Source organism: Methylobacterium sp. J-070 (genome assembly GCF_022829385.1).
In the GTDB taxonomy this organism is placed as follows: domain Bacteria; phylum Pseudomonadota; class Alphaproteobacteria; order Rhizobiales; family Beijerinckiaceae; genus Methylobacterium.
Map to the genome: position 1 here is coordinate 195,452 of NZ_JAKSXX010000246.1, position 6,787 is coordinate 202,238.

Consider the following 6,787-nt stretch of genomic DNA (forward strand, 5'->3'; position numbering starts at 1 on the left):
CCGGTCCGGGAGTGGGGTAGGGGCGCCCGGCCCCGTCACCGGGGCCGCGGTTGCAGCCCGGGCCGCCCGTGTTTAGGGACATGGGTCGGGCGTGCGGCGGATTGCGGTGCGGCATGTCGCGTCCGGCCTTCGCCGGGCGGGATCGCACCCTACATGGGAACGCGCCCGACGGGGTCGAGCCTCCGGTCCAGGTCCAAGCGCGCGCGCCGGCCCCCGGATATCTGAAACCAGAGGAAGGACTCGGCGCGCGGCGCCGGAACGCTGCCATGAACGAACGCGTGGAACCCGTGGCGCTGGCGAACGGCCGGCCCCTCGTGCCGCTCCAGACCGCAACCGATACCCTGCCGGCCGACCATCCGAAGGTCGCCTGGGGCCGCGTCGGCGTGCTGCTGATGAACCTCGGGACTCCGGAGGGCACGACCTACTGGCCCATGCGCCGGTACCTCAAGGAATTCCTGTCCGACCGGCGGGTCATCGAGGTGCCGCGGTTGATCTGGTGGCCGCTCCTCAACCTGATCATCCTGTCAAAGCGCCCGGGGCCGAAGGGCCGCGACTACGCCAGCGTGTGGAACACCACGCTGAACGAGGGCCCGCTCAAGACCATCACCCGCAGCCAATCCGAACGGCTCCAGGCGGCGATGGGCGATTCGGTGGTGGTCGATTGGGCGATGCGCTACGGCAAGCCGGAGGTGGCCGGCCGGATCCAGGCGCTCCTCGACCAGGGCTGCGACCGCATCCTGCTGGTGCCGCTCTATCCGCAATACGCCGCCGCCACCTCGGCGACCGCCTGCGACCAGGCGTTCCGGGCCCTGATGGACATGCGCTGGCAGCCGACCGTGCGCGTCTCGCCGCCCTACCACGACGACCCGGTCTACATCGCCGCCATGGCGGATTCGATCCGGGACGGTCTGGCCAAGCTCGATTTCGAGCCCGAGGTCATCCTCACCTCGTTCCACGGCGTGCCGCGGAGCTACCTGCTCAAGGGCGATCCCTATCATTGCCAGTGCCACAAGACCGGCCGGCTGATCCGGGAAGCCCTCGGCCTGTCGCCGGACCGGATGCGGCTGACCTTCCAGTCGCGCTTCGGAAACGAGGAATGGCTGAAGCCCTACACGGACGAGACCGTGAAGGAGCTGGCGAGATCCGGCGTGAAGCGCATGGCCATCGTCGCCCCCGGCTTCACGGCGGATTGCCTGGAGACGCTCGAGGAGCTCGACGGCGAGAACCGCCACTATTTCGAGGAGAACGGCGGGGAGCGCTTCGCCTATATCCCCTGCCTGAACGACACCGACCTGGGCATGAAGGTCATCGAGCACGTGGTGCGCCGCGAACTCCAGGGCTGGGTCTGAGGCAAAACCGTCGCGGCGGCGCTTGCGGACGGCGCCCGTCGACCTATCATCCTCCGAAGCTGGACGGTTCCCAGATCCGGCGTCGGAGGATCACATGGCGTTCTTCATCGGGATCGCGTGTCCCTGGCTGCTGATCGCGGTGCTCGACCGGATCGCCGAGGGGCGCCGCAGCGACGAGCTCAGCGCCCTCGGACTCGTGGCGCCGGCGGCGCCGGAACAGTCCAGTTACCTCGTTCCGGACCGGCCGTACTGACCGCGCGGAGCTCATCCGGCGCGGCACCCTCACAAGCGCCACGCCTCTGGTTCCGTCGTAGCCGGCCGGTCAGGGCTTCTTCGGCTCGGGCGCGGGCTGAGCCGCGTCGGCGGGCGCGTCGGGGCGCTCGATCTTCGCCTCCGAGCGCAGCTTCAGGATCATATCCTGCTGCGCCTTGCGGATGAGGTGCTGGTCGATCTGCTCCTTCAGCTCGTCGAAAGTCGGCTGCGGCTTCACCCGCTTCTCCTCGACCTTGATCACGTGCCAGCCGAACTGGGTCTTGATCGGGTCGGAGACCTGGCCGGGCTTCATCGCGAAGGCGGCGGTGGCGAAATCCGGCACCATTCGCTCCTTGGTGAACCAGCCGAGATCCCCGCCCTCGGCCTTCGAGCCCGGATCCTTCGAGGTCTCCGCCGCCACCTTGGCGAAGTCCTCGCCGCCCTTGATCCGCGCCGCGATCTTCTTCGCCTCGGCCTCGTTGTCGACCAGGATGTGCCGCGCGTGCACCTCCTCCTCGGGCTTCATCAGCTTGACGGTCTGATCGTAGATCGCGTGCTCGGCCTCTGGTGTGACCGCCCGCTTGGCCTCCTGCTCCAGATAATCGTCGAGGAGGAGCTTGTCGCGGAAATAGGCGAGCTTGCGCTTGAAGTCCGGCGTGTCGCCGATCTTGGCGGCCTCGGCCGCCTGCGCGCCGACGCGCAGGTCGACCATGTAGTCGACCAGCAGGGTCTTCTTCTGCGCCTCGTCCACCCCCGGCAGCGACAGGGCGGGATCATCCGCCGCGATGGCGAGGTCGCCCTGGGTGATCGGCTTGCCGTCGACCCGCGCCACCACCGACTCCGCACCGACGGACGCGGCCGGCGGGTTCGCGGCCGGCGTCGGGGCCGTCTGGGGCGCCTGGGCCAGCGCCAGTCCGGGCATCGCGATCAGGAGGGCCAACGCGCTGGCGCGCCGGAGGAGGGCGGTGTTCGGCATGCGGGCGAAGTCCTCGGATTTCGATCTCTGGGCCGCACCGGATCGGGCCGGAGGGCGGGCCGCGGCACAGGTGGGCCGCATGGCGCGAGAAGGCAAGCGCAGCCGTTCCGCCGATGCCGGAACCGTGACCGAGGCCACCCGCGTCGCGGGCTGCCTCTTTCAGGTGCGCCGGCCGATGTTTACCTCTATAAGCCCGGCCAACTCCGCCCAGGCCGGCCCGCCACGCTCACCCGTGGGCGGGCTCGCGCGTCCGCAGGTCAACGATGCTCGGCTCGATCGCCAAGAAGATTTTCGGCTCCTCAAACGACCGCCGCGTGAAGGGCTACCGCCCGCGCGTGGCGCAGATCAACGCGCTGGAACCCGAGATCCAGGTGCTGTCGGACGAGGCCCTCAGGGCCCGGACCGACATGCTGAAGGCGGAACTCGCCGGCGGCAAGAGCCTCGACGACATCCTGGTTCCGGCCTTCGCCACCGTGCGCGAGGCAGCCAAGCGCGTGCTCGGCCAGCGCCATTTCGACGTGCAGCTCATCGGCGGCATGGTGCTCCACGAGGGCGGCATCGCCGAGATGAAGACCGGCGAGGGCAAGACCCTGGTGGCGACGCTGCCGGTCTATCTCAACGCCCTGGAGGGCAAGGGCGTCCACGTCGTCACGGTGAACGACTACCTCGCCTCCCGCGACGCCGAGTGGATGGGCCGGGTCTACCGGTTCCTCGGCCTCACCGTGGGGACGATCGTCCACGGCCTCGACGACGCGCAGCGCAAGGACGCCTACGCGTGCGACATCACCTACGGCACGAACAACGAATACGGGTTCGACTACCTGCGCGACAACATGAAGTACGAGATGTCCCAGCTGGCACAGCGGGGGCACAACTACGCCATCGTCGATGAGGTGGATTCGATCCTGATCGACGAGGCGCGCACGCCGCTGATCATCTCGGGCCCGGTGGACGATCGCTCGGAGCTGTACGTCTCGGTCGACGCGCTCATGCCCCGGCTGGTGCGGGAGCACTACGACCTCGACGAGAAGCAGCGCACGGTCTCGCTCACCGAGGAGGGCAACGAATTCGTCGAGGAGGCGATGCGCGAGGCCGGCCTCCTCAAGGAGGGCGACCTTTACGACGCCCACAACGTCACCCTCGTGCACCACCTGAACCAGGCGCTCCGGGCGCACACGCTGTTCACCCGGGACAAGGACTACATCGTCAAGAACGACGAGGTGGTGATCATCGACGAGTTCACCGGCCGCATGATGCAGGGCCGGCGCTACTCGGAGGGCCTGCACCAGGCGCTGGAGGCCAAGGAGCGGGTGACGATCCAGCCCGAGAACCAGACGCTGGCCTCGATCACCTTCCAGAACTACTTCCGCCTCTACAAGACCCTCGCCGGCATGACCGGCACGGCTTCCACGGAAGCCGACGAGTTCGCCGAGATCTACAAGCTCGACGTGGTCGACATCCCGACCAACAAGGAGGTCGAGCGCGTCGACGAGGACGATGAGGTCTATCGCACCGTCGGAGAGAAATACGACGGCATCATCGCGGAGATCGACAAGGCGCATGCGCGCCACCAGCCGATCCTGGTCGGCACCGGCTCGATCGAGAAGTCCGAGCACCTCGCCGACATGCTGAAGGCGCACGGCTACAGCCTGCTCGATTATTCCGATCCGAACGCCCTGACCGACGTCTACAAGGCCGCCCGCGAGGGCCGGGTGACCAAGCGCTTCGCGGTGCTGAACGCCCGCTTCCACGAGCAGGAGGCCTACATCGTGGCGGAGGCGGGTGTCCCCGGCGCGATCACCATCGCCACCAACATGGCCGGCCGCGGCACCGACATCAAACTCGGCGGCAACCTCGAGATGCGGATCGAGAAGGAGCTCGGCCACCTCGCCGACGGCCCCGAGCGCGACGCCGCCATCGAGGCGATCAAGGCGGAGATCGCCGACAACCGCGCCAAGGTGCTGGCCTCGGGCGAGCCGGCCGATCCGGAGGCGGGCCGCAAGAAGGACCTGCCGGGGGGCCTCTACATCATCGGCACGGAGCGCCACGAATCCCGGCGCATCGACAACCAGCTCCGCGGCCGCTCCGGCCGACAGGGCGATCCCGGTCGCTCGAAGTTCTACCTGTCGCTTCAGGACGACCTGATGCGGATCTTCGGCTCGGACCGCATGGACGGGATGCTGCAAAAGCTCGGCCTGGAGCAGGGCGAGGCGATCATCCACCCCTGGATCAACAAGGCCATCGAGAAGGCGCAGCAGAAGGTCGAGGCGCGCAACTTCGACATGCGCAAGAACGTGCTCAAGTACGACAACGTCATGAACGACCAGCGCAAGGTCGTGTTCGAGCAGCGCCGGGACTTCATGGGCCAGGACAGCGTCCGCGAGACCGTGGACGAGATGCGGGAAGGCGTGATCGACGACTTCGTGGCGCGCTACATCCCGCAGAACGCCTACGCGGAACAGTGGGATGTGGCCGGCCTGCGCGAGCAGGTCCGCGAGGTGCTCAACCTCGATGCGCCGGTCGAGGACTGGGCCCGGGAGGAGGGCATCGCCGACGAGGAGATGCGCGAGCGCCTGCTCAAGGCCGCCGAGTCGGCCTATGCCGAACGGACCGAGCGGAACGGCGCCGAGGTCACGGCCTACATCGAGAAGCAGGTGCTGCTCCAGACCCTGGACCACCTGTGGCGCGAGCACCTCGTGACCCTGGACCATCTCCGCCAGGTGATCGGATGGCGCGGCTTCGCCCAGCGCGATCCGCTGAACGAGTACAAGTCCGAGGCCTTCGACCTGTTCAACAACCTCGTCACCGCCCTGCGCGAGCAGGTGACGGCGCAGCTCTCGCGGGTCGAGATCATGATGCAGGAGCCGCAGCAGGAGTTCCCGGCGGGCGGCCCGCCGCTCCCGCAGATGTTCGCCCAGCATCTCGACCCGGTCACGGGCGAGAACGAGATGGATTATGCCGGGCACGGCTCGGGCAGCGATGGCGGGGGCGGTCCGGCCTACGGCTTCGCCGCGCAGGGTCTCGCCGCCGACGGCGCCGTGCTGGAGCGCAATCCGAACGACGCCGCCACCTGGGGCCGCGTCGGCCGCAACGAGCCGTGCCCCTGCGGCTCGGGCAAGAAGTACAAGCACTGCCACGGCAGCCTCCAGGCCTGAGGCCGGCGATGCCCGCACGGGCGGTCTTCATCGCCGGAGCCGGGACCGAGATCGGCAAGACGTACGTCACCGCCGCCCTGACCCGCCGTCTCCGGGACGCGGGCCGGACGGTCCGGGCGGTGAAGCCGCTCGCGAGCGGGGTCCCGCCGCTCGACGATCCCGGCTTCGCCGGCAGCGATACCGCCCGCTTGCTGGACGCGCAGGCTATCGGCCTCGACATCGAGGCTGTCGAGGCGTGCTCGCCGTGGCGGTTCACGGCGCCGCTCTCGCCCGATCAGGCTGCCGTGCTGGAGGGCCGGTCCCTCGCCCTGGCCGACCTCGTCGGCTGGTCCCGGGCGCAGATCGCCGGCACGCAGGGGACGCTGCTGATCGAGGGGGTCGGTGGCCTCATGAGTCCGGTCACCGAGGCCGCCACCGGGCTCGACTGGCTCCGGGCTCTGGATGTTCCGGCGCTCCTCGTGTCCGGGAGCTACCTCGGGGCGATCAGCCACACGCTGACGGCCTGCGAGACCCTGCGCGCCCACCACGTGCCGCTGCGCGCCGTGGTGGTGAGCGAGAGCCGGGGCGCGCCGGCGCCGGCCAGCACGGTGGCGGCGGCGATCGCCCGCCATGCGGGCGCGCCGGTTTTCTGCCTGCGCCGCGGAGATGCCTGCCCGGCCGGGCTGGCCGAGCTGATCTGACGGATCCACATCCGTTGCTGGACGCCGCCGCCGCCGCCGCTACCTTCGCGGTGACGACGCGTCCGGCGCCCCGATCATCGAGGCCGGGTCTCGTCCTGCGGGAGTAGTGCGTTGAGTCAGTCTCTTGCCCCCGCAGCCGATCCCCGGTCGGCATCCGGCACCGCCGGTCATGAACCGGCGGGCGACCGGCTCCGCCCCGCCGTGGTCCTGGGCGCGCTCGGCGTCGTGTACGGCGACATCGGCACGAGCCCGCTCTACGCGTTCAAGGAGGCGGTGAAGGCGGCGACCGCCGGCGGCGCCTCGGTCCCGGCGGCGGCCACGGGGGCGGTGTCGCTGATCCTGTGGTCGTTGATCCTGATCGTGTCGTTGAAATAT

The 6,787-nt window shown here is 69.2% G+C and carries 6 protein-coding genes; 5 read left to right on the plus strand and 1 reads right to left on the minus strand.

What is annotated here, in order from left to right; genetic code table 11:
* Window positions 1-266: 266 nt before the first annotated feature.
* Both hemH and MKL01_RS29355 read left to right on the plus strand, forming a co-directional pair.
* Window positions 267-1,349, plus strand: a complete 1,083-nt coding sequence (gene hemH / locus MKL01_RS29350) for a ferrochelatase (RefSeq protein WP_243908702.1) — start codon at window positions 267-269, stop codon at window positions 1,347-1,349.
* A gap of 94 nt (window positions 1,350-1,443) precedes the next feature.
* Window positions 1,444-1,602: a hypothetical protein gene (locus tag MKL01_RS29355; RefSeq protein WP_243908703.1), complete on the plus strand. Its 159-nt coding sequence runs from the start codon at window positions 1,444-1,446 to the stop codon at window positions 1,600-1,602.
* Between the two features lie 69 nt (window positions 1,603-1,671).
* Here the strand turns inward: MKL01_RS29355 and MKL01_RS29360 are convergent, their stop codons facing one another.
* Window positions 1,672-2,577, minus strand: a complete 906-nt coding sequence (locus tag MKL01_RS29360) for a peptidylprolyl isomerase (protein WP_243908704.1) — start codon at window positions 2,575-2,577, stop codon at window positions 1,672-1,674.
* Window positions 2,578-2,840: 263 nt separating this feature from the next.
* On the opposite strand from MKL01_RS29360, the gene secA reads away from it, so the two are divergent.
* The 3 genes from secA to MKL01_RS29375 all read left to right on the plus strand — a co-directional run.
* Window positions 2,841-5,732, plus strand: coding sequence for a preprotein translocase subunit SecA (gene secA, locus MKL01_RS29365; protein ID WP_243908705.1), 2,892 nt, complete (start codon window positions 2,841-2,843; stop codon window positions 5,730-5,732).
* Window positions 5,733-5,740: 8 nt separating this feature from the next.
* Window positions 5,741-6,412 (plus strand): dethiobiotin synthase, encoded by a 672-nt coding sequence (bioD, locus tag MKL01_RS29370; RefSeq protein WP_243908706.1) that lies wholly within the window; start codon window positions 5,741-5,743, stop codon window positions 6,410-6,412.
* A gap of 111 nt (window positions 6,413-6,523) precedes the next feature.
* On the plus strand, window positions 6,524-6,787 hold a 264-nt coding region (locus MKL01_RS29375; protein WP_243908707.1), incomplete at its 3' end, for a KUP/HAK/KT family potassium transporter.

Coding starts and splice junctions, on each gene's coding strand:
- hemH (WP_243908702.1), top strand. CDS start 267: ATGAACGAACGCGTGGAACCCGTGGCGCTGGCGAACGGCCGGCCCCTC.
- MKL01_RS29355 (WP_243908703.1), top strand. CDS start 1,444: ATGGCGTTCTTCATCGGGATCGCGTGTCCCTGGCTGCTGATCGCGGTG.
- MKL01_RS29360 (WP_243908704.1), bottom strand. CDS start 2,577: ATGCCGAACACCGCCCTCCTCCGGCGCGCCAGCGCGTTGGCCCTCCTG.
- secA (WP_243908705.1), top strand. CDS start 2,841: ATGCTCGGCTCGATCGCCAAGAAGATTTTCGGCTCCTCAAACGACCGC.
- bioD (WP_243908706.1), top strand. CDS start 5,741: ATGCCCGCACGGGCGGTCTTCATCGCCGGAGCCGGGACCGAGATCGGC.